At 47.7% G+C, this 20,475-nt stretch carries 15 protein-coding genes; all 15 read left to right on the top strand.

All coding sequences use genetic code 11. From position 1 onward, the window contains the following. The first annotated feature begins 49 nt into the window (after window positions 1–49). The 15 genes from CCE91_RS06685 to CCE91_RS06615 all read left to right on the top strand — a co-directional run bounded on the left by CCE91_RS06685 (window position 50) and on the right by CCE91_RS06615 (window position 20,472). The gene (locus tag CCE91_RS06685; RefSeq protein WP_086434432.1) at window positions 50–1,732 is read left to right on the top strand and encodes an alanine/glycine:cation symporter family protein; all 1,683 of its coding nucleotides are present in this window, start codon (window positions 50–52) and stop codon (window positions 1,730–1,732) included. A 134-nt stretch (window positions 1,733–1,866) separates the two neighbouring features. Continuing rightward, complete coding sequence (locus CCE91_RS06680) at window positions 1,867–2,196, top strand: zinc ribbon domain-containing protein (RefSeq protein WP_086434431.1); 330 nt, start codon at window positions 1,867–1,869, stop codon at window positions 2,194–2,196. Further along, on the top strand, window positions 2,196–2,516 hold the full coding sequence (locus tag CCE91_RS06675) for a YeaC family protein (RefSeq protein ID WP_086434430.1): 321 nt from the start codon (window positions 2,196–2,198) through the stop codon (window positions 2,514–2,516). Before CCE91_RS06680 ends, CCE91_RS06675 begins: the two co-directional genes overlap by 1 nt. A 1-nt stretch (window position 2,517) precedes the next feature. Next, the gene (locus tag CCE91_RS06670) at window positions 2,518–2,985 is read left to right on the top strand and encodes a GAF domain-containing protein (protein WP_086434429.1); all 468 of its coding nucleotides are present in this window, start codon (window positions 2,518–2,520) and stop codon (window positions 2,983–2,985) included. Between the two features lie 18 nt (window positions 2,986–3,003). Then, window positions 3,004–3,294 carry a hypothetical protein gene (locus CCE91_RS06665; protein ID WP_086434428.1) on the top strand — a complete coding sequence of 97 codons (291 nt, stop codon included), beginning with the start codon at window positions 3,004–3,006 and terminating at the stop codon, window positions 3,292–3,294. After that, a complete protein-coding gene (proQ, locus tag CCE91_RS06660; protein WP_086434427.1) occupies window positions 3,287–3,955 on the top strand; it encodes an RNA chaperone ProQ in 669 nt (222 codons plus the stop codon). Before CCE91_RS06665 ends, proQ begins: the two co-directional genes overlap by 8 nt. Window positions 3,956–3,969: 14 nt before the next feature. Next, on the top strand, window positions 3,970–6,030 hold the full coding sequence (gene prc / locus CCE91_RS06655; RefSeq protein ID WP_086434426.1) for a carboxy terminal-processing peptidase: 2,061 nt from the start codon (window positions 3,970–3,972) through the stop codon (window positions 6,028–6,030). A 115-nt stretch (window positions 6,031–6,145) separates the two neighbouring features. Next, window positions 6,146–7,531: a sodium-dependent transporter gene (locus CCE91_RS06650; RefSeq protein ID WP_086434868.1), complete on the top strand. Its 1,386-nt coding sequence runs from the start codon at window positions 6,146–6,148 to the stop codon at window positions 7,529–7,531. A 30-nt stretch (window positions 7,532–7,561) separates the two neighbouring features. Then, entirely contained in the window at window positions 7,562–9,043 is a 1,482-nt protein-coding gene (gene nhaC, locus CCE91_RS06645; RefSeq protein ID WP_086434425.1) for a Na+/H+ antiporter NhaC, read from the top strand. A gap of 7 nt (window positions 9,044–9,050) precedes the next feature. Beyond that, window positions 9,051–11,732 (top strand): aminopeptidase N, encoded by a 2,682-nt coding sequence (gene pepN, locus CCE91_RS06640; protein WP_086434424.1) that lies wholly within the window; start codon window positions 9,051–9,053, stop codon window positions 11,730–11,732. Between the two features lie 50 nt (window positions 11,733–11,782). After that, on the top strand, window positions 11,783–12,037 hold the full coding sequence (locus CCE91_RS06635) for a DUF2835 family protein (protein ID WP_086434423.1): 255 nt from the start codon (window positions 11,783–11,785) through the stop codon (window positions 12,035–12,037). Window positions 12,038–12,189: 152 nt separating this feature from the next. Then, a complete protein-coding gene (locus CCE91_RS06630) occupies window positions 12,190–17,025 on the top strand; it encodes an NAD-glutamate dehydrogenase (protein ID WP_086434422.1) in 4,836 nt (1,611 codons plus the stop codon). A gap of 1 nt (window position 17,026) precedes the next feature. Continuing rightward, the gene (gene pyrD / locus CCE91_RS06625) at window positions 17,027–18,034 is read left to right on the top strand and encodes a quinone-dependent dihydroorotate dehydrogenase (RefSeq protein WP_086434421.1); all 1,008 of its coding nucleotides are present in this window, start codon (window positions 17,027–17,029) and stop codon (window positions 18,032–18,034) included. Between the two features lie 52 nt (window positions 18,035–18,086). Next, window positions 18,087–18,635, top strand: coding sequence for a cell division protein ZapC domain-containing protein (locus CCE91_RS06620; protein ID WP_086434420.1), 549 nt, complete (start codon window positions 18,087–18,089; stop codon window positions 18,633–18,635). Window positions 18,636–18,651: 16 nt separating this feature from the next. Next, entirely contained in the window at window positions 18,652–20,472 is a 1,821-nt protein-coding gene (locus tag CCE91_RS06615; RefSeq protein ID WP_086434419.1) for a bifunctional 2',3'-cyclic-nucleotide 2'-phosphodiesterase/3'-nucleotidase, read from the top strand. Window positions 20,473–20,475: the final 3 nt, after the last annotated feature.

Below are 20,475 nucleotides of genomic sequence, written 5' to 3'. Positions count from 1 at the left end.
CATAAAATCATAAGAACCTTTAACAAGATTAAAGGCTAGGGGGATAACCTTGGACGCAATCAATAACTTTCTGCTTCTGCTGGATAGCTACTTAGGCTCAGCAGCTTATTTTCCATACATCCTGCTGGGTGTAGGTCTGTTCTTCACTATTTACCTGGGCTTTCCACAATTGCGGTACTTCCGTCACGCCTGGAAAGTTATTAGCGGTAAATTCGATAAAAAAGGTGCTGAAGGCGATACCTCGCACTTCCAGGCGCTATCAACAGCACTGTCCGGTACTGTCGGTACCGGTAACATTGGTGGTGTGGCGCTGGCTATCTTCCTTGGCGGCCCGGCAGCTTTGTTCTGGATGTGGATTACCGCGTTCCTGGGTATGACCACCAAGTTTGTGGAAGTAACCTTATCGCACAAATACCGTGTTAAAACCGAAGATGGCACCATGGCTGGTGGCCCCATGTACTACATGGATCGCCGCTTGAACATGAAATGGTTGGCAGTGATTTTTGCTATTGCTACAGTTATCAGCTCCTTTGGTACCGGTAACATGCCGCAAATCAATAACATCGCGGTTAGCATGGAATCTAGCTTTGGTATAGAGCCAATGCTAACTGGTGGCGTGCTGGCTATTTTGCTGGCCATGGTTATTATTGGCGGCATTAAGCGCATCGCGGCAGTGACATCCAAAGTTGTACCGCTGATGGCCTTACTTTACGTTGTTGGTTCACTGAGTGTTATTTTCTATAACCTTGAGAACATTGGTCCTTCCATTGCCGCTATCTTCACTGACGCCTTCACCGGTTCAGCCGCAACAGGTGGCTTCCTGGGTGCAACTTTTGCCTACGCGTTCAACCGGGGTGTAAACCGTGGTTTATTCTCAAACGAAGCGGGTCAGGGTTCTGCGCCTATCGCTCACGCTAGCGCGCGAGCAGAGGAACCGGTGTCTGAAGGTATGGTTTCAATTCTTGAGCCATTCATAGATACGATTGTTATTTGTACCTTAACGGGTCTCGTTATTCTGTCGTCCGGGGTGTGGTCAGAAAAACATGAAAACATTTTTGCCCGGGCTGACATGGAATTCATCAGCGGCAACTATGACGACAGTCTTGCTGCCGATCGCGGATCCTTGCATGCCTACTTGAACGATACCAGTGACAACAGCGTAGAGCTTTACACCGGTACTGTTGAAGTTCGTGATGGTGCGCCCGTTAGCAACGGCTATACCTTGCTGCATGCTCGTTCAGTGGCTGAAAACGTTCGCTTTATTGTCGCCGGTGAAGACCCGTACAACGGCGTACTACGAGTGGAAAACGGCCAGCTTCGCAAGGATGATATTACGGTTATTGGTGAATCACTGGTGCATTCAGCACCGCTGACATCGCTGGCTTTCTCGCGTGGCTTCCTGGGTGATGCCGGTGAGTACATTATTCCTATCAGCTTGTTAATGTTCGCGTTTTCAACTGCTATTGCCTGGTCGTACTATGGTGACCGCGCCATAGTTTACTTGGTTGGTCAACGCGGCGTTATGCCATACCGGATTCTGTATGTTGCAGGCTTCTTTGTGGCGTCCTTTGCGGATACAACGCTGGTGTGGACGATGTCTTACGTGGCAATAGTACTTATGACGCTGCCCAACTTACTGGGTATTATTCTGCTGCGAAAAGAAATGAAATCTACCGTGAAAGACTATTGGGTTTCGTTTGACAAAGATCGCGAGAAAGAGAAGCAAAAATAAATCAATTTTTGTGCAGTTTGTGTAAATAAGCCCGTCGCTTGACGGGCTTAATTTATTCTAAAGCCCTCGCAACCCTTGAATTTACCCATAAAACCCTTATATTGCTTGGATTAGAGAGGAAAACGGGGAATGCTATGGCGCTAACTAATTGCCCATCGTGTAACAAACGAATTTCATCAAAAGCACCAGAATGTCCGCATTGTGGTTTTAATTTACAAGGCCAGTCCGATAGCGACCTGGACCGGGAATGGGCGCGTATGAAGCAGTTGCGTAAAGACAAACTCGCACAACAATCCATGCTCTCATTATTAATTCTTATCGCAAGCTTTGCGTATTGGGCTATTCAGCAGCCCGAGCCAAAGTCGTTGCCGGCCAATCTCAGTATTGGACTTATGGTTATTGGTGGCATTTGGTATGTCATTACTCGTTTTCGTATGGCATTTCTGGGTAAACGGCGGCGTTAATGAAGTTTGATGACTTAATTGCGTCTATTAGTCGCGAAACCTTTGAGCGACTGGTAACGGCAGTAGAAACTGGTCGTTGGCCAGATGGCGCAATGTTAAGTGAGCCGCAAAAAGAACAAACGCTACAACTTATTATTGCTTACCAGGCAAAGTATTTACCCGGAGATGAACCTTTCCGGGTAGGTGCTGATGGCCAGTTAGTTACGAAAACTAAAAAAGAAATGCGCGCATCGTTATCTGCCAGCGACCAAAACGCCAGAAACAACCTGGAGCAGAGCATCGCTCGCTTTCCACTTACCGACACTAATAGTGACTCCTAGTATGCTAACTCAGTTTTACCAAGATCTGATTGCACAAGCCGAAGCCATTACGGCCGACGAACCTAACCTGATTGCAAATTTAGCGAACTTATCGGCGCTGGTGTACGATCAGCTTGATAACGTGAACTGGGCCGGATTTTATCTAACCGAAGGTGAAGATACCCTGGTGTTAGGTCCGTTTCAGGGCAAAGTTGCCTGTATTCGCATTGCCTTCGGTAGTGGCGTATGCGGAACTGCTGCGGCAACTCAGGAAACTCAGCTGGTTGCTGACGTGCATGCCTTCGCAGGGCATATTGCGTGTGACGCAGCGTCTGAATCAGAAGTGGTAGTGCCCATTATAGTTGCCGATAAAGTGGTGGCTGTACTAGATATTGATAGTCCTTCTCAGGGCCGGTTTAGCGAGTCGGATGCGGCTGGTTTAACAGCCTTGGGGAAAGTCATAGAAAAGCTGCAATGGCAGCGTTCATAACGCCGCAGGGAAGTTTACATGTGGAGTGAATTTGATATTCGCGCCTATCTTGTCAGCGAACACGATATGGCATTTTTTGAAGGCGAAGAAGAGCAAGCTACTGATCAAATGAATCAGATGCTGCATTTTATTGCCGATAATAGTGACGAAGACGATAGCTTGGAGCAATTGGAAGAAGTAGTGCGCCGTACTTTATATGCCTGGATTGAGGAGCCTGAGTTGCTCGGTTTAGACAGCGAAGAAATGGAAACGTACGTACTTGAACAATTAGCTGAAGTTCGCCAACAGGAAGAAGATACGGATGAGTGATATTGAACAAGGGAGTGGCGAAGTCGCCCCAAAAATAACCCAGAGCAAAGCGGTTATTGCCTATTTGGCTGAAAAATTCCCCCAGTGCTTTAGCTTAACAGGCGAAGCCAAACCTCTAAAAATCGGTATTTTCGATGATTTAGCGACACGTTTAGAGAATGATGAGCGGGTGAGTAAAACGCGCATACGAACGGCACTTCGGCACTACACCAATAGTTGGCGTTACTTGCGCGTGGTGAAAGCCGGCGCCGAGCGCGTTGATCTGGATGGCAATGCGGCGGGTATTGTAGAAGAAGGCCATCAACAACATGCTGAAGAAGAATTAGCAGCCTCTAAAGCAAAAGCCGCAGAGAAAGCCGCGGAAAAACGCCAGCAGGAAAAAGCCGCGAAGCCTGAGCAGAAGCGTCAGGCTCGGGCAAAAACGCCAGCAAAACGTAAGCCAGCTGGTAAACCTGCCGCGCCGAAAGCCGCCAAAGCTAAACCGGTTAACCTGCAACAAGCGGAACTTAACCAGTTGAAAGTAGGTCAACAAGTACAAGTTAAAGTTGGTCAGGCACCAATGCCTGGACAAGTTGTAGCGGTTGAGCGGGACGATGTTCAGGTTCAATTGCAAAATGGTTTAACAATGAAGGTGAAAGCTGAAAATATATTTTTTAGCTAACTAGGAGTATGCGTATGAAACGCTTTGGTGTTTTGCCACTGTCTATAGCTATCGCTTTATGGGCGCCAATTACTTTGGCTATCCCGCCGGCTCATGAAATTTCTGAGTTACCTGAGCTGGAGCCAGCTGAGCACCATCAAGTGGCAAGTAAGCGTATCAACTCCTACTTTACCCGCTACCACTATAAAAACATGACGCTGAATGACGAATTATCGAGTCAAATTCATGATCGTTATTTAGAAGTGCTGGACTACAGCAAAATGTTTTTATTAAAAAGCGACGTGGAAGCGACTGAAGAGTACCGTTCGTTGTTTGACGATATGATTAACAGCGGCGACTTAACTATTGCGTACAACCTTCATGATAAAGCGTTAGAACGTCGTTTTGAACGCTATAGCTATGCTTTGTCGCTGCTGGATGAAGACCAACCAATGGACTTCAGCGACAACGAAGACAAATACTATTACAACCGTGAAGACGCCAGTTGGCCGGAATCAGAAGCTGAACTGGATGAACTCTGGCGCCAGCGGGTTAAATACGATGCGTTGAACTTGAAGTTGGCAGGAAAAGACTGGCCGGAAACGGTAGAGACTTTGGGTAAGCGTTATAACAGCACCCTGAAGCGGTTAACCCAGACCAACTCTGAAGATGTGTTTCAGGCAGTAATGAATGCCTTTGCGCGCAGCGTTGAAGCTCACACCAGCTATTTATCGCCAAGCAACTCCGAACGCTTTCAGCAGAACATGAACTTGTCGCTGGAAGGTATAGGTGCGGTGCTGCAATCCGAATATGATTACACCATTGTGCGTAGCCTGGTACCTGGTGGACCGGCTGACAAGAACGGTGGCATAGGCCCGGATGATAAAATTATCGGTGTTGGGCAGGGCGATGAGAAAGATACTTTCGTAGATGTAGTTGGCTGGCGGCTTGACGAAGTGGTTGAGCTAATTAAAGGTCCGAAAGGTTCTACTGTGCGCCTGCAGGTATTAAAGGCTAGCCAGGGTGCTGGTGGTACTCCAAAAGAAATCACTATTGTACGCGATGAAGTGAAATTAGAAGATCGCGCTGCGAAAGCTGAAGTAAAAATACCGGAAGAGGGTGAATATAAGGGCCGCAAAATGGGTGTTATTACCATTCCTGGTTTCTATAACAACCTTACCGCTGATGTTATTGATTTAATTGAAGAACTTGAAGAAGAGAAAGTAGAGGGTTTAATTGTTGATTTGCGCGACAATGGTGGTGGCGCCTTGAATGAGGCCATTTCATTATCTGGCTTATTTATTGATAAAGGCCCGGTAGTGCAGGTTAGTGATGCCAGCGGCCGCGTTGACGTTAGCGCCGACCGCGATGGTAGAACTTATTATGAGGGTCCGCTGACGATTATGGTGAACCGCTATAGTGCTTCTGCTTCTGAAATTTTTGCCGCTGCAATGCAGGACTATGGACGCGCAGTAGTGGTTGGTGAAAACACCTTCGGTAAAGGTACTGTGCAGCAGCATAGAGGCTTGCAACGCCGCTTTGACTTCTTCTCAGAACCTATGGGTAGTGTGCAATACACAGTTGCCAAGTTCTACCGTATTGATGGTGGCAGTACCCAAATGAAAGGCGTGCAACCTGACATTAATTTACCGGCATACATTGATCATGAAGAGTTTGGCGAAAGTAGTGAAGACAACGCTTTACCATGGGACAGCATTAATCCCGCGCCTTATGAAATGGTGGGGCAACCAAAACCGGATCGTTTAAAAGAACTACAGACACTGGTTGACGAGCGCGTTAATGAAAATCCTGAGTTTAAATACGTGTTCGCGGACATTGAAAGATACCGTGAACAGCATGATAAAACCTGGATTAGCTTGTCACTGGAAAAGCGTCAGCAAGAGCAAGATGATGAAGATGCGAAGCGCTTAACTCGAATGAATGATCGTTTGCAGCGTCAAGGCATGGAACCAGTGAAGGAACTTGAAGATCTGGACGACATTGATGATGAGTTATTAGAAGCCGATCCTTACTTAGATGAAACCATCTATTTGGCATTTGATTTAATTGAAGAAAAGCAGCTTGCGTTGCAATAGCTAGTTGTTTGTTTGAAAAGCCGCAGGAATGCGGCTTTTCTGTATGCGCTTGTCAACGACTGCGGTTTTGTGGTCAGATAGCGGCTTTGTTTACATCCACAATAATGAATTGCACATGACAACTATAACAAATGCGATTTCAAGTCGGTGGTCTAGCCGACTTTCTTTTATTCTGGCCTCAACGGCAGCCGCCGTTGGTTTGGGCAATATCTGGAAGTTCCCCTATATAACCGGTGAGAACGGTGGCGGTGCCTTTGTTCTAGTTTATCTTGTGTGTATTTTACTCATAGGTATTCCGGTCATGATTGCTGAGGTGGTTATTGGCCGCCGCGGTCGTCACTCCCCGGGCCATGCAGCACGAGTAGTGGCGAAGGAATCAGGACGTAGCAGTTGGTGGCAGTCAGCCGGTTGGCTGGGCATGTTAACTGGCTTCCTGGTACTTAGCTTTTATACCGTCATAGCGGGCTGGGCCTTGGCTTACGTATTCGAAGCCGGCGCGGGAACCTTTTCCGGCGCCAGTACCGCAGCCATTAACGATACCTTTATGGCGTTAACTGGTGATGCGAAAGCGTTAACCTTCTGGCAAACACTGATTGTTGGCGGAACTGTGCTGGTAGTTGGTAATGGTGTGAAGAATGGCCTGGAACGCTCGGTGCGATTCTTATTGCCGGCCATGATAGCGCTGCTGATGGTGGTAGCTGTTTATGCCGGAGTTACCGGTGACTTTCAGGCGGCGGTGAACTTTATGTTCGCGCCGGATTTTAGCCGGTTAACGGTAAATGGCGTCATGATTGCGCTGGGGCATGCGTTCTTCACGCTTGGACTCGCCTCTGGTGTGGTCATTATGTACGGCGCTTACTTACCGAAGAGCACCTCAGTGGTGCAAACCACACTGTGGATAGCCATTGCTGATACCTTTGTTGCGCTACTTGCAGGCTTAGCCATTTTCCCCATTGTTTTTGGCTCGAACCTTATTCCGGGCGCTGGCCCCGGGCTTATATTCCAAACCCTACCGGTTGCCTTTAGCACCATGCCGGCAGGTATTCTGATTGGTACCACATTCTTTGTGATGCTTGTTATTGCTGCATTTACCTCGGCTATTGCGATGATTGAATCGGCCGTAGCCTTTTTAAGCGAACAACTAAAAATTGGCCGTTGGCCAGCTACGCTTATTGCCGGAACTGTATTGTGGTTGTTTGGCCAGTTAACGGTGTACTCCTTTAGCGGTAGCAGCTGGGCGCAGCTCGATTGGGTTATTTTTGGCAAACCCATAGCCAGCATTTTTGAATTTATTGATTACCTGACCTCAAGCTTGTTGCTGCCGTTAGGTGGTTTGCTATTAGCGGTGTTCGTGGGCTGGGTAATGCAATCTCGCTATAGTCAGGACGAGCTGGATACCAAACCGGCGGTGTTCCGCCTGTGGCTGTTCTGTGTACGTTGGTTAGCCCCAATCGCAATTACCTTAATCTTTCTTCAATTAGTTGGCGTGATTACGCTGTAACGTTCAATTTATAACGGAAATTAAATACTCATGAGTTCTTCGGATACAACAACCAGAACCCCGAGCTACATTCAGGCACTGATCCCTTTAATAGCACTCATAGCTATGTTAGCCACCTCAGTGTATTTGTTTGGTGAGGATTCATCCTATGGTCCTAACCAAATCGCCTTGTTGGTTGCGGCTGGTATTGCCACTTTGGTGGGCTTTTACAATAAATACACCTGGAGCGACATAGAAGAGGGCATTACTGAGGGTATTTCTGTAGCCCTGGGCGCCATGCTGATTATTTTGGCAGTAGGTGCCTTAATCGGTACCTGGTTGCTGTCGGGTACGGTTCCAACACTTATTTATCTTGGTCTGGAGCTGTTAAGTCCGAGCTTATTCTACGTAGCTACCTGCGTTATTTGTGCCATTGTGGCGCTTGCCATAGGTAGTTCCTGGACTACGGCTGCCACTATTGGTGTGGCGTTGATGGGCGTTGCCGCAGGCATGGGCTTATCGCCGGCCATTACCGCTGGTGCCATTGTGTCTGGTGCCTATTTTGGCGATAAAATGTCACCGCTATCAGACACCACGAATTTGGCCGCTGCCGTTAGCGGAACTGAGCTGTTTGCCCACATTCGTTACATGGGATACACCACGGTGCCGTCGTTTGTGATTGCGCTGATCATTTTTTCGGTACTGGGCTTTAATGCCAACACCGATGTTAGCTTAGTGCGCCTGCAAGAAATGCAAAGTGAGCTAGTAGCTACCTTTAATATCGGTTGGGAAATGGTGATACCGCTGGTGGTGTTATTTGCCCTTGCTGCTATGCGCAAACCGGCATTACCAACAGTGTTCTTTGGCGCCTTACTGGGTGGCCTGTGGGCGGTATTGTTCCAACCTGAAATGATTGCGCAAATGGCCGGCGGTGAAACCGGTGCTTTGACTACTCTAGCTGTGGTTTGGCAGGCGTTAGCTGACGGTACTGTGGTAGTAACCGGCAATGACGATTTAGATTCACTGCTAAGCGGCGGTGGTATGAGCAGCATGCTTAACACTATTTGGCTTATTCTAAGTGCCATGACCTTTGGCGCTATTATGGAACGCACCGGCCTGTTAAAACGCTTTATTCAGGGCATGCTGGTTGCGGCGAAATCTACCGGCTCGCTAATTACAGCGACAATATTCACTTGTTTTGGTGCCAACGTACTTACCGCCGACCAATACATGGCTATTGTTCTGCCGGGCCGTATGTTTAAAGAAGAGTATGCACGTCGCGGACTCGATCCGAGAGTTCTGTCACGAACGCTGGAAGATAGCGGTACCATTACTTCTGCACTGATTCCGTGGAATACCTGTGGTGCCTACATGTTTAGCGTGTTGGCCGTGAGTCCGTTCGAATATGGACCATTTGCGTTCTTCAACCTATTGGTACCACTATTTGCAATCATTTTCGCCTATACTGGCTTTAGTATTCTTTACCTGAAACCAGGTGAGAACCAACAATCATCCAAGACCTTAAAGGTATAAGCTTTTTATGACACAACAATCGGCTGAAGTGGCGGCAACGCCAGCCATTGCTAAATTTCGTAAAGACTACAGTGCTCCGAACTTCACCATTGATGAAGTTGCGTTAACCTTTCATTTGGCCGACCACCACACCAAGGTGGTTAGTCAGTTGAAGGTAAGGCGTGTGGGAGCACACCAACAACCTTTGGTGTTACAAGGCGAGCATTTACAGCTTGAGAGCCTGGCGTTAAATGGTAACGATTTGGGCTCAGATCAATTCCAGTTAAGTGATACTGAACTCACTATTGCGACAGACCTTGAACAGTTCTCGCTAACTGTTACTACCATAGTGAATCCAACTGATAATAAGGCGCTGGAGGGGCTGTACAAGTCGGCTGGCACCTATTGCACGCAGTGCGAGGCCGAGGGCTTCCGCCGTATTACTTATTATTTAGACCGGCCTGATGTGTTGGCTACTTATACCACCACTATTTATGCCGACGCAGCGCAGTACCCGTACCTGTTAGCCAACGGCAACAAAATTGACAGCGGTGAAACCGAGCAGGGTGAACATTGGGTAACCTGGCACGATCCACATCCGAAACCAGCTTATCTGTTTGCGCTGGTAGCAGGGGACTTTGACGTATTGCGCGATCAGTTTACAACTCGCAGTGGTCGTGATGTTGCGCTGGAATTCTTCGTTGATAAAGGCAACCTGGACCAAACCGAGCATGCTATGCAGTCGCTAAAAAATGCGATGCGCTGGGACGAAGAACGTTTTGATCTGGAATACGATTTAGATATTTACATGGTTGTTGCCGTTGATTTCTTCAACATGGGCGCTATGGAAAATAAAGGGCTAAACGTATTCAATTCGAAGTACGTGCTGGCGAACCCAAATACCGCTACTGATCAGGATTTTCTGAATGTGGAATCGGTGATTGGGCATGAATACTTTCATAACTGGACCGGCAACCGCATTACTTGCCGTGACTGGTTCCAGCTAAGCCTGAAAGAAGGTCTGACGGTATTTCGCGATCAAGAATTTAGTGCTGACTTAGGTTCACGAGCGGTGAACCGGATTCAGGACGTGCAGATTATTCGCACCCACCAGTTTAACGAAGATGCCAGCCCGATGGCGCATCCGATCCGTCCTGATAAAGTTATTGAAATGAATAACTTTTACACGGTCACTGTTTACAACAAAGGTGCCGAAGTTATTCGTATGCTGCATACCCTGTTGGGTGAGCAGGGCTTCCAACGTGGTATGCAGGAATACGTGCGTCGCTACGATGGTCAGGCCGTAACCTGTGAAGATTTCATTCTGGCTATGGAAGCTGCCAACGATCGTGATTTTAAACAGTTCCGCAACTGGTATCGTCAGGCTGGCACGCCATCACTGCAGGTTACCCAGAGTTTTGCTGCAGACAGCAAGCAATTGCGACTGCGGATTAAGCAAAGCACGCCGGCGACACCTGGCCAGCCGACGAAACAACCGTTCCACATGCCCGTGGTTATTTCAGCTTACAATAACCAGGGTGAGCGCTTGACGCTGCGTAGTTCTGATCAGGAGTATGCTCATACTGACACCGGCGGTACTTTGCTGGAGTTAACTCAGGCTGAGCAGGAATGGGTATTTGAGGGTATTGACAGCGAACCAACGCTGGCCTTACTCGAAAACTTTTCCGCACCAGTTAAACTGCAGGCTGATTACAGCGCAGAGCAATTACGCTTACTAGCGGGCTGTGCGGACGACGCCGTGGTGCGTTGGGATGCAGTGCAAAGTATGTTGCGCAAGTTGTTGCAAGACGCAATAGCTGCCGAAATTCCGGCGCAATTGTCGGACTCTGTGGCCACAACGCTGCGCACTGTGCTGCACGATGACGTTGATCCAGCACTACGAGCGCTGGCACTGGCTTGCCCAAGTGTCGACGAACTCGCTGAACTCTATGAGCAAGTGCCACTAGAGGCTATTGTGCAAGCGGTTGATAGCTTGAAGTTGGATATAGCATTACAATTGCGCGAAGATTTTGCCGCAGTATATGACACGCTAAGTGATCAATTAGGTTCAGCCACCTATGAACTGGACGGCCGTTCCATTGGTTTACGCAGCCTCAGGAACCGTTGTTTAGGGTATCTTGGCTTGGCTCGTTCAGCGGCCCCAGAGAGCACTGACGAGCTGTTACAACAGCATGACGCTCAGGCTACCAGCATGACAGACCATATTGCCGCATTACAAACTGCAGTTTGGACTGACAACCCGCAAGCGTCGGTGTTGTTAGCCGACTTTGCTAACCAGTGGCAAGACAACCCGTTGGTCATGGACAAATGGCTGGCTACTCAGGCGGCAGCACCTGTTGGCAATGTAGTAGGGGAGGTTGCAGACCTGCAACAGCATAGTGCCTTTACTCTGGCTAATCCAAACCGGGTATATGCGCTACTAGCTACCTTTTCGCGCAATATGCGGTACTTTCATCAAGCCGACGGAAGTGGTTATCAGTTAATTGCCACTGCTATAAAAAGCTTAAATAGTAGCAACCCGCAGGTAGCGTCACGATTGATCACGCCGTTTCTGCAATGGCGCCGGTTTGATACAAAACGCCAGCAACTGATGCTAACCTGTTTAAACGAGCTCAAAGCGCTGCCAAACCTTGCCAGCGACTTATATGAGAAGATTTCGCAAAGTTTGGCGACTGACGAAAAAAACTAGCTTTGCATAATTATGAAGCCCGAATGTCCGTTTGACGTGGCAAAAATATCATGACCGAAAAGTATTACTGGTTTACTTTGCATATTAGTTACGCAGATTATCAGCAGAACTACTATGGTAAGGGGTATTTTAACGTTGTGGTGAGAACCGATGACGGCATTCGCGTTAGCTTCCCTGCGGGGCGATTGCTGCCGTTTGTCACCGGTAGCGGAATACATGGGCGCTTCCGTCTTACCACTGATGCGAACGACCGTTTTTTGCGCTTAGAGCAGGTTCATGCAGTCAGCGGTCATAATCATTCGTAAGGCCTTATTAAGGCTGGTCTGAACTCTTATTTATTGTCACCAAAAGCGTTGAATATAAACAATAAATGGTCGACAATATGAGCATGATCATGCCGGTGATGCTGCTCAGGCATCCGCTGCAATCCGCAATTAACGAGCAAGGACAATAAACTATGTCGTTGGGCGATGGTAACCACCCAGTTATTTTGGAAAAAGTCTCTGATTTAATTAAGAAAAAGGCTTCTGAAGAAGAAGCTGGTCTGATTCAGGACTTTGCACTTCGGCTATATCAAAATATTTCTGCAGACGACTTACGTCATCGGAATGATAGCGACATGTACGGCGCTATCATGGGGTTGTGGCACAGCTTTAACAGCTACAAGTCGGGTGATAAGGCGCTAATTAAGGTTTATAACCCTGAAGTACCCCGTCACGGCTGGGAATCGCCGCACACTATTATTGAAATTATTCAGTTTGATATGCCATTTATGGTTGATTCAGTGCGGATGGCGCTGACCCGACTCGGCATCACTTCGCATTTGTTATTACATCTACCTATTAGCCACAAGCGTAAAAGCAATCAGGTGACTGAATTGCTAAAACCTGGCACGAAAGGAAAAGATGTAGAAGTGGATACGGTGTTCCTGGTTGAAATTGACCGTCAAACCAGTGCCGCTGAAATTAAACAGTTAAAGCAAGAACTAGCCTCGGTGATGGAAGAGGTTACGCTGGCGGTGTCTGATTGGCAGGCCATGCGTAAGCAAATGATGGTAGTAGCCGATGAGTTGAAAGACATTAACTACCCAGGTACTGAGCAGGAATTAGCCGAAGCGCACCGCTTTTTAACCTGGTTAGCGAAAGATAACTTCACCCTTATGGGGTATCGCTGCTATTCGTTAGAAGCTGTTGAGGGCGACTACGAAATTAAGCAAGTTACCGATAGCAGCCTGGGTTTACTGCGTAATTCAGTGTCTAAGCAAAGCCGGCTTATTTCGTCTCTGCCGGAGCGGGCACGCGACATTACCTTTAATAACCGCCTGCTGTTGTTAACCAAAACGAATTCCAAGTCGCGGGTACACCGTCCGGCGCATAGTGATTACATAGGCATTAAGCGCTTCGACAAAAACGGCAAAGTTATTGGTGAACACCGCTTTATTGGCCTGTATTCGTCAAGCTTCTACAACAATAGCGCCCGTGACGTTCCGTTAGTTGGTGAGAAGCTGCAGCGGGTAATGGAGCAGTCGGGTTTTGCTGCGAACTCGCATGCCGCGAAAGCCTTGTTGAATATTCTGGAAACCTATCCGCGTGACGAAATCGTTCAGGCGGACGAAGATGATCTACTAGAAGTAGGGCTGGGCGTTTTGCAAATGCAAGAGCGCGATATGACCCGGGCCTTCCTGCGAAGCGATATTTTTGGGCGTTTCGTGTCTTGCATGGTGTATGTACCTAAAGAGCGTTACAACACCATTTTACGTCAAAAAACACAGGGCTTGCTTGCAAGAACCTTGGAAACCGACAGTGAAGTCGAATTCACAACCTATTTTTCAGAATCGTCGCTAGCCCGAACTCACTATACAGTGCGTGTTGGCGAACAGGTGCAGGACATTGATGTGAAAGAACTAGAGCAAAATTTAATTGAATCTGCGCGTACCTGGGAAGATAACTTTGAGCGTATCTTGAGTAGCACCCACGGTGAAGGCAAATCCAACGCGTTAAATAGTAAATACGCGAATGCGTTCCCTCGTGCTTATAAAGAAGAAGTGCTGCCGTCGGTAGCCATTGCTGACATTGCGCAACTGGAAGCTCTGAACGACGATCATAAATTAGGCATGCTGTTTTATCGCTCACGCGAAGAAAAAGAAGACAGCAAGTACATTAAATTAAAATTATTCCACAAAGATCAGCCGATCCATTTGTCGGACGTGCTGCCAATGCTGGAAAACTTCGGTTTACGCATTATTGGTGAAAGCCCGTATCAGATCAAAGCTGCAGATGGCTCAGTGGCCTGGATCCTTGATTTCCACATGCTACATACAGCAGGGAAACTAGATTTAGAAAAAGCCCGGGATATTTTCCAGGATGCGTTTGCCCGTGTGTGGCAAGGCCATTACGAAGACGACGGCTTTAACCGCTTAGTATTGAGCGCCGGCATGACTGGCCGCCAGGTCACTATTTTGCGTATGTTCGCGAAATACATGCGCCAAATCGGTACTACTTTCAGCCAGAGCTACATTGAGAGCACTTTCAGCAAGTATCCGCTGATATCTAAGCTGGTGGTGAAGCTGTTTTACACCAAGTTTGAGCCAGGTGTGAAAAGCGTTGAGAAGAAGCTTGGTGCTTTAGAAACTCGTATTAACGCAGAGCTTGAGCAGGTTGCTAACCTGGATGACGATCGTATTATTCGTCGTTATGTTGAGTTAATTAATGCGTCGCTGCGCACTAACTTCTTCCAAACTGACGCTAACGGTCAGGATAAACCTTATATTTCAGTGAAAATCCTTCCTGAGTTGGTGCCTGAAATTCCGTTGCCATTACCGAAATTTGAAATATTCGTTTATTCACCGCGGGTTGAAGGTGTTCACTTGCGCGGTGGTAAAGTGGCTCGGGGCGGCTTGCGCTGGTCCGATCGCCGCGAAGATTTCCGTACCGAAGTGTTAGGTTTGGTAAAAGCTCAGCAGGTGAAGAACACCGTTATTGTTCCGGTTGGTGCGAAAGGTGGTTTCTATTGTAAGAACTTACCGGAAGAGCGTGAGGCTTTCTTTGAGGAAGGCAAAGAGTGCTACCGCACCTTTATTCGCGCGTTGCTGGATATCACTGACAACATCGTGAACAACGAAGTTGTGCATCCGGAAAATGTGGTACGTCACGATGAAGACGACACCTATCTGGTAGTTGCTGCCGATAAAGGTACGGCAACCTTCTCAGATATCGCCAACGCTATTTCCAACGAATACAACTTCTGGCTGGGCGATGCCTTTGCCTCTGGTGGCTCTGTAGGTTATGACCATAAGAAAATGGCCATCACTGCTCGTGGCGCCTGGGAATCTGTTAAGCGTCACTTCCGTGAAATGGGAATTGATTGCCAGACCACTGATTTCACCGCAGTTGGTGTAGGTGATATGGCTGGCGATGTATTTGGTAACGGCATGTTGTTGTCGAAGCACATTCGTTTGCAAGCCGCCTTTAACCACATGCACATATTCATTGATCCTAACCCGGATGCGGCATCATCGTTCAAAGAGCGCGAGCGCTTATTCGCGTTACCACGTTCGAGCTGGGAAGATTACAATCAAGAGCTGATTTCTGCTGGTGGCGGCATCTTCAAGCGTAGCGCTAAATCTATTGAGCTAACGCCTGAAATGAAGAAAATGCTGGGCACAACCAAAAAATCGATGAACCCGGCCGAATTAATTAAGGCTTGCTTGTGCATGCCAGTTGATTTGCTGTGGAACGGCGGTATTGGCACTTACGTGAAAAGCGTTCATGAAACGGACTCAGACGTTGGCGACCGCGCCAACGATGCATTGCGCATTAACGGCAAAGAGCTGAAAGCCAAAGTTGTGGGCGAGGGCGGTAACCTGGGCTTCACCCAGCTTGGCCGTATTGAATATGCTCGCAGTGGCGGTCGTATTAATACCGATGCTATTGATAACGTGGGCGGCGTTGACTGTTCAGATAACGAAGTAAATATTAAGATTTTGCTTAACGGCGCGGTTAATGCCGGTGACTTAACGCGTAAACAACGCGACAAGTTACTGTATGAAATGACCGATGACGTGGCTGAGATTGTATTGAAAGACTGCCGTCGTCAGTCGCAGTCGATTTCGGTAACGCTTATGCGTGGCCCGGATCAGATTAAAGAGATGCAACGCTTTATTCATCACTTGGAGCGCGAAGGCCAGTTAAACCGTGCCCTGGAGTTCTTGCCGGATGATGACGACTTAGCCGAACGTCAGGCCTCAGGGAAAGGTTTAACCCGTCCTGAAATGGCCGTAATTACCGCCTACGGCAAAATGGTTCTGAAAGAACAGTTGGTAGATGAAGCTATTGTTAACGATCCTTTCCACGGTCGTTTGCTGGTTGGCGCATTTCCTGAACTACTGAGAAATGAATTCTCAGAGGCCATGGAATCTCACCCACTGCGTTCACAAATTATTGCCACTCGCTTAGCCAACAACATGGTTAACGATATGGGGCCTAACTTTGTCCACCGTAAACAAGACGCTACCGGCGCATCTGTGGCCGAAGTTGCCTCTGCTTATGTGGTTGCTCGCGAATGTTTCAACGTACGCGGTTTGATGGATCAAATTGAAGCCAGCAACAACAAAATGCCTGCTGAGCTGCAAAACCAGATGTTGTTCCAGATCCGCCGCATGGTGCGTCGGGCAACGCGCTGGTTCCTGCGTCACCGTAATCCAAGCTTGAACGGTATTCAGGAATATCTGGATTTCTATAAAGCGGCCTTTGATGATTTACGCAAAAACGTGCTTAACTACTTGGTTGAAAGCGAGCGTAAAGGCATGCAAGACGCCATTGATGGTTACATAGAGAAAGGCGCGCCGAAAGAATTAGCCGGCCAGGTTGGTATTCTAAGCAGCGTCTTCTCGGCAATGGATATTGCTGAAGTGTCGCATGAAACCGGTCGTAAGCTGGACACTGTGGGCCACTTGTACTTTAAACTTGGTGCTCGAATTTCACTGCATTGGTTCCTGGATCAAATTAACAGCCAGCCGGTTGCAAACCATTGGCAAGCATTGGCCCGGGCAGCTTTCCGCGAAGAACTTGATTGGCAGCAACGCGCATTAACCCTGGTGGTATTGCGGTTTGCTGAGGACGAGAAAGACGCCGAAGTTATGCTGGACTCCTGGATTACCGACAACGAACAGTTCCTGGAACGCTGGCAGCATATGTTGTCCGACTTCCGCACGTCGAAGAGTCACGAGTTTGCCAAGTTCTCTGTGGCGCTGCGTGAACTGATGTTGCTAAGCCATAACTGCGCTACCAAGTAATATGTATAAACTGGTGCGCAAGTGGTTGTTCAGCAAGGATGCTGAATGGTCCCATGACTTTACCCTAAAGTTATTGCAGCGTTATGCTCGTACGCCGCTGGCTATGTTCTGGCGCCAACAAGTGCCAGCAAAACCAGTTACCGTTATGGGAATCGAATTTCCAAATGCGGTGGGGTTAGCTGCCGGCCTGGACAAAAACGCGGAATGTATTGAAGCCTTTGCGCAAATGGGCTTTGGCTTTATTGAAGTGGGTACGGTGACGCCGTTGCCACAACCGGGCAACCCACAACCACGTATGTTTCGTATTCCCGAGCGAGAAGCACTGATTAATCGCATGGGTTTCAATAACAAGGGCGTGGACTATCTGGTTGAGCAAGTACAGAAAGCGAAGTTTGACGGTGTACTTGGCATTAACATTGGTAAGAATAAAGATACTCCGGAAGAGCAGGCAGTTAATGACTATTTAACTTGTATGCGTAAGGTGTATGCGTTCGCGTCCTATATTACGGTCAATATATCGTCACCGAACACACCGGGTTTGCGTAATCTACAACACGGTGATGCGCTGGTGTCTTTGCTTCAACAGTTGAAAGATTTACAACAGGAATTAGCCACAAGTCATAAGCGCTATGTTCCGCTGGTAGTGAAGATTGCACCAGATTTGAGTCAGATCGAAATTCAACAAATGGCCGAAGCTTTGCTAACCGCCAAAATTGATGGTGTTATTGCCACCAACACCACCTTAAATCGTGATGCAGTTGAAGGTTTAGAACATGCTGATGAAGCAGGTGGATTAAGTGGAGCTATATTGCACAAGGCGAGTACTCATGTGGTACAAGAGTTAGCTAAAGTATTGCAGGGGCGCATTCCTATTATTGCGGTGGGCGGCATTAATTCTGCTGAACGCGCACAAGAAAAATTAGCTGCGGGTGCCAGTTTAGTGCAGGTTTATACGGGCTTTATTTATCATGGCCCCGGGTTAGTGAAAGAAGTTGTTGAACACTTGTAATACCAGTTGTTTTCGAGTAACTTATTTTGCACAAAAACAATAAGGAAATGTTGTGCGCGCTTCAGATCAATGGTTTTGGCAATACAACGAGAGCATTGAACGCTTAACCGTGGTGTTAAGCGAAGAACTAGTGCATCACGTGCCATACAAAGCCAGTAAACTGGTAGCCATGGTTGAAGGGGATTTCCCGTTTGATTGTGACGACGCGCAGCAATTTCAGCACGCATTTGATTATCTTGAATCTTTTGATCAAATTCCTCCTGTAACTGTCATGGCAACAGCTCTTAATGCTGCCGCATGGTTACGATTTGGTCGCCCGCAAATGCCACAAAGCTGGCATTTTCAACAGTCTGAAACGAACCAATTGCCGGCCGATAAAAAGCTGTGTGAACTTAACTCAGGTTTTACCAAGGGGTTATTTTATATAGTTGATAGCGACGACGAGTTTGCCGTATGCATGTTATTGGATCGGGAAATGGCGGTTTCTGATATTAAAACGCTCAAACAGTTTGATACCGTCAAAGTGCTATTAAATCGTTTGCAGCCTAGTACTATTGATCCAGTATCCGACAATTCTTACAGTCAGCAACATACTGCCTGACACACGAGTTCAGGTTATGTCTAGATTTTGGTTAGTCTCGAGCGTACTGTTTTTAATTTCATGTCAGTCACCAACCATTGAATCTACCGGGGGCGAGACGATGATCACCCCAGCCGAAGCACCTACCATTACTCTGCGATTGCTGGAAACCAGCGATATTCATGCCTATATGTTGGGCTATGATTACTTTCAGAACGAATCACACGCTAACTATGGTTTTTCTCATACCGCTGCCGTTATTGAAGCCGCGCGTAAAGAGCATCCGCAGGCGGTACTGATTGATAATGGCGACCTTATTCAAGGCAGTCCCTTGGGTGACTATGTGGCCGCTAACGGTGCAGCAGGCTTGCAGAGTAATCCACATCCGATTATAGCTGCTTTAAACGCTATGAATTATGACCTTGCTAATCTGGGTAATCATGAGTTTAACTTTGGCTTGGAGTTTTTAAGAGCTACCTATGCGGCGGCTGAGTTTCCGATTATCAGCAGTAACCTCGCGGTGTTAAATCGCGATGATGCTGACTACTCCTGGCTAAGTAAAAACACCGTATTAACGCGCGAATTGAAAGACGAAAATGGTAAATCACATCGCATAAATATTGGTTTTTTCGGAGTTTTACCACCACAAATTATGGTGTGGGATAAGCAGCATTTGGCCGGTCAGGTACAAGTTCAGGACATAGTGACCAGTGCGCGTGAAAACATTGAACAACTTAAACAACAGGGCGCAGATATTATTGTTGCTGTGGCGCACTCAGGTATCGACTTTAAACGGCGTAATACTTATGGCGCTGAGCAAGCCGTTTATCAGTTAGCCGGGGTAACTGGCATTGACGCTATTCTGTTTGGTCACCAACATCGTGTATTTCCTGGCGACAGCCGTTACGACAATATTCCCTGGATTGATAATAAAGCCGGACTTATTCGCGGTATCCCCGCAGTTCAACCGGGCGCTTTTGGCAGTCACCTAGGGGTTATTGATTTGCAGCTTCAGCGTCAGGCAGGGCGGTGGCAGGTAATGAACAATCAGGTTCAGGTGATGCCTATTTCCACCGCAGAAAACCCGGTGATTAAAGAATTGGTAGCTAACACACACGCTGACACTAAAAACTATTTGCAGCAGCCTATCGGCCACACGCAACAGCGGCTTTCAAACGAACTTGCCAGGGTGCAGCCAACCCACGGCGTTCAGTTTGTGCAACAAGCGCAGCTGTGGTTTGCCGAAAACTTACAACAGCAAGGCTTAATACCACAAAATTTGCCGTTGCTGAGCGCCGCAGCGCCTTTTCGGGCGGGATTGGGTACCAATGACTCGTATACAGATATTCCAGCCGGAGAGCTTACCTTAGGTGATTTGGCTGATGTATACCCGTATCCAAACACGCTGCAAGTAGTGAAACTTTCAGGGGCACAGGTTATCGAGTGGTTGGAAATGTCAGCTCAGGCTGTTCAATCTGGTGGCTCGGATTCAAACCTGCGAGGTTGGGTAACCCAAGGTTTTGCCAGCTATAACTTCGATACGCTTTATGGGCTTACCTATAGCATTGATACTCAGGCACAGCCAAGGTACGACTATAGTGGTCAGCTGGTAGCTGAACATGCAGGCCGAGTGGCAAACGTGCGCTTTAAGGGCCAGCCGATTAACAAAGATCAGATGTTCCTGGTGGTTACCAATAACTATAGGGCAACTGGGGGCGGTGGCTTTCCCGAGCTTGATGGTTCACTGACGGTTTACGAGGGCACTGCAGAGATTCGTTCGATTCTGGCTGACTATTTGAAAAGCCTTGGCGAACAGGGCTACAACAGTCAATTAAATAAATTCTGGGAAATTAAATAGATT

Source organism: Pseudidiomarina planktonica, from assembly GCF_900177775.1.
GTDB classification, from domain to species: domain Bacteria; phylum Pseudomonadota; class Gammaproteobacteria; order Enterobacterales; family Alteromonadaceae; genus Pseudidiomarina; species Pseudidiomarina planktonica.
This window is presented reverse-complemented; position numbering and strand designations above follow the sequence as displayed.

Excerpts from the sequence above, each read along its gene's own strand:
- CCE91_RS06630 (WP_086434422.1), top strand. The coding sequence starts at position 12,190 with ATGTCGTTGGGCGATGGTAACCACCCAGTTATTTTGGAAAAAGTCTCT.
- prc (WP_086434426.1), top strand. The coding sequence starts at position 3,970 with ATGAAACGCTTTGGTGTTTTGCCACTGTCTATAGCTATCGCTTTATGG.
- proQ (WP_086434427.1), top strand. The coding sequence starts at position 3,287 with ATGAGTGATATTGAACAAGGGAGTGGCGAAGTCGCCCCAAAAATAACC.
- CCE91_RS06635 (WP_086434423.1), top strand. The coding sequence starts at position 11,783 with ATGACCGAAAAGTATTACTGGTTTACTTTGCATATTAGTTACGCAGAT.
- pyrD (WP_086434421.1), top strand. The coding sequence starts at position 17,027 with ATGTATAAACTGGTGCGCAAGTGGTTGTTCAGCAAGGATGCTGAATGG.
- pepN (WP_086434424.1), top strand. The coding sequence starts at position 9,051 with ATGACACAACAATCGGCTGAAGTGGCGGCAACGCCAGCCATTGCTAAA.
- nhaC (WP_086434425.1), top strand. The coding sequence starts at position 7,562 with ATGAGTTCTTCGGATACAACAACCAGAACCCCGAGCTACATTCAGGCA.
- CCE91_RS06650 (WP_086434868.1), top strand. The coding sequence starts at position 6,146 with ATGACAACTATAACAAATGCGATTTCAAGTCGGTGGTCTAGCCGACTT.
- CCE91_RS06615 (WP_086434419.1), top strand. The coding sequence starts at position 18,652 with ATGTCTAGATTTTGGTTAGTCTCGAGCGTACTGTTTTTAATTTCATGT.
- CCE91_RS06680 (WP_086434431.1), top strand. The coding sequence starts at position 1,867 with ATGGCGCTAACTAATTGCCCATCGTGTAACAAACGAATTTCATCAAAA.
- CCE91_RS06665 (WP_086434428.1), top strand. The coding sequence starts at position 3,004 with ATGTGGAGTGAATTTGATATTCGCGCCTATCTTGTCAGCGAACACGAT.
- CCE91_RS06670 (WP_086434429.1), top strand. The coding sequence starts at position 2,518 with ATGCTAACTCAGTTTTACCAAGATCTGATTGCACAAGCCGAAGCCATT.
- CCE91_RS06675 (WP_086434430.1), top strand. The coding sequence starts at position 2,196 with ATGAAGTTTGATGACTTAATTGCGTCTATTAGTCGCGAAACCTTTGAG.